General features: G+C 37.1%; 3 protein-coding genes and 1 pseudogene. 3 read left to right on the top strand and 1 reads right to left on the bottom strand.

Annotation, left to right across the window (positions count from 1 at the left end):
- Nucleotides 1-215: pseudogene (locus tag HT701_RS06710) on the bottom strand (IS5/IS1182 family transposase); the annotation flags it as partial.
- Between the two features lie 430 nt (nt 216-645).
- On the opposite strand from HT701_RS06710, the gene HT701_RS06705 reads away from it, so the two are divergent.
- The 3 genes from HT701_RS06705 to HT701_RS06695 are packed head-to-tail and all read left to right on the top strand — an operon-like array spanning nt 646 to nt 1,422.
- Entirely contained in the window at nt 646-831 is a 186-nt protein-coding gene (locus HT701_RS06705) for a hypothetical protein (RefSeq protein ID WP_050307238.1), read from the top strand.
- Nucleotides 812-1,162 carry an IS66 family insertion sequence element accessory protein TnpB gene (gene tnpB / locus HT701_RS06700; protein WP_000152345.1) on the top strand — a complete coding sequence of 117 codons (351 nt, stop codon included), beginning with the start codon at nt 812-814 and terminating at the stop codon, nt 1,160-1,162. Before HT701_RS06705 ends, tnpB begins: the two co-directional genes overlap by 20 nt.
- 53 nt (nt 1,163-1,215) lie before the next feature.
- Nucleotides 1,216-1,422, top strand: coding sequence for a transposase (locus tag HT701_RS06695; RefSeq protein WP_101514840.1), 207 nt, complete (start codon nt 1,216-1,218; stop codon nt 1,420-1,422).
- Nucleotides 1,423-1,523 lie beyond the last annotated feature (101 nt).

Raw genomic sequence — 1,523 nt, 5'->3', positions numbered from 1 at the left:
CCGCAATTTGTTCATAAGTTCGATATTCTCGTACATATTGAAGTCGCCATAAGAAGGTATTCTAGGCTTAGTTTAGGTTTTCGTCCCCCTTTTGCGTGTTTACCTTGATAAGCTGTTTTCAATACAGCTAACATCTCTTCAAAAGTCGTGCGCTGAACACCAACCAGGAGCTTAAATCGTGCATCAGTTAGTTGTTTACTTGCTTCATAATTCATAGAACTATTCTACCATATTTTGTTTCGCAGGAAGTCTATTATCAAAAGGTGTTGATATATGGGCTGTTTCAAGATTACTAAGGCATAAAGATATACAACAAATTATTCAAACTTACGGACATACTCTAAAAGAGGGTTATTGATAAATAGTATAGGAAGAGCCTTAAAATAAGGTTTTTTCTATTTATCGATTCCAGCAGGGGGTATGTAATTAGATACTATAGTAGATTGAAACTAGAATAGTGTATCTGGACTTCTAAAACATTACTAGAAATTGATTTGTCCTATTCCTATTTCATTTTACTATAAAAACCGCTCAACTGAGCGGTTTTCGTCTATTCATAGTAAGCGCGTCATAACAAGGTATCTATCATTCATGGAAGACCTCCTGTATACTATTAGTAAAGTAAAACGATTGGAGGATATTTAAATGCCACAACCTATTGTTCCTGTAGAGATTCCACAATCTCGTCCTTTTGATTCTAAAAAGAGAAATGATATTCTGCTTAAAATTCGTATTGGCAAGCTTGAAGTAAGTTTTTTTCAATCTCTCAATCTCGAAATGATAGAACAGCTTTTGGATAAGGTGTTGCTCCATGACAATTCATCTATCTAGCCTAGGGCAGGTCTATCTCGTATGTGGGAAAACGGATATGAGACAAGGCATTGATTCACTGGCTTATCTGGTTAAAACCCACTTTGAATTGGATCCTTTCTCCGGTCAAGTTTTTCTCTTTTGTGGTGGACGTAAAGACCGCTTTAAAGCCCTTTACTGGGATGGTCAAGGATTTTGGCTACTATATAAACGCTTTGAGAACGGTAAGTTGACTTGGCCAAGTACAGAAAAGGATGTCAAAGCTCTCACACCAGAACAAGTAGACTGGCTGATGAAGGGCTTTTCTATCACTCCCCAAATAAATTCATCAGAAAGTCGTGATTTCTATTGAAATGATGCCTTTCTTTTTAGTATAATAAAGTTAGAAAACAGAGAGGGAAGACGATGAAAGACTTATTAAAAATCATTCAACAACAGAGTGCTACAATTGATAGTCTCACCAATGAACTTACCCTTCTGCGTGAACAAGTGGCTTATCTAACGCAAAAGCTCTATGGAAAATCCTCTGAGAAAAGTGTTTGTCCATCTGGACAAGTCAGCCTTTTTGAGGAGGAAGCTTCATCTGATGAAGATGGAGAGGTTCCCAGTTGAAAGAGAAGAAATCACCTATAAACGTAAGAAAGCTAAAGGAAAACGTCAAGCTCTTCTTGCCCAATTCGATTCAGAAGAACTCCATCATCGCTTAGAGGATT

Origin of the sequence: Streptococcus sp. 10824 (assembly GCF_013276595.1) — a bacterium.
GTDB classification, from domain to species: domain Bacteria; phylum Bacillota; class Bacilli; order Lactobacillales; family Streptococcaceae; genus Streptococcus; species Streptococcus pseudopneumoniae.
Note: the sequence above shows the minus strand (reverse complement) of the source record. Positions and strands in the feature narration are given on the sequence as shown.

Coding starts and splice junctions, on each gene's coding strand:
- HT701_RS06705 (WP_050307238.1), top strand. CDS start 646: ATGCCACAACCTATTGTTCCTGTAGAGATTCCACAATCTCGTCCTTTT.
- tnpB (WP_000152345.1), top strand. CDS start 812: ATGACAATTCATCTATCTAGCCTAGGGCAGGTCTATCTCGTATGTGGG.
- HT701_RS06695 (WP_101514840.1), top strand. CDS start 1,216: ATGAAAGACTTATTAAAAATCATTCAACAACAGAGTGCTACAATTGAT.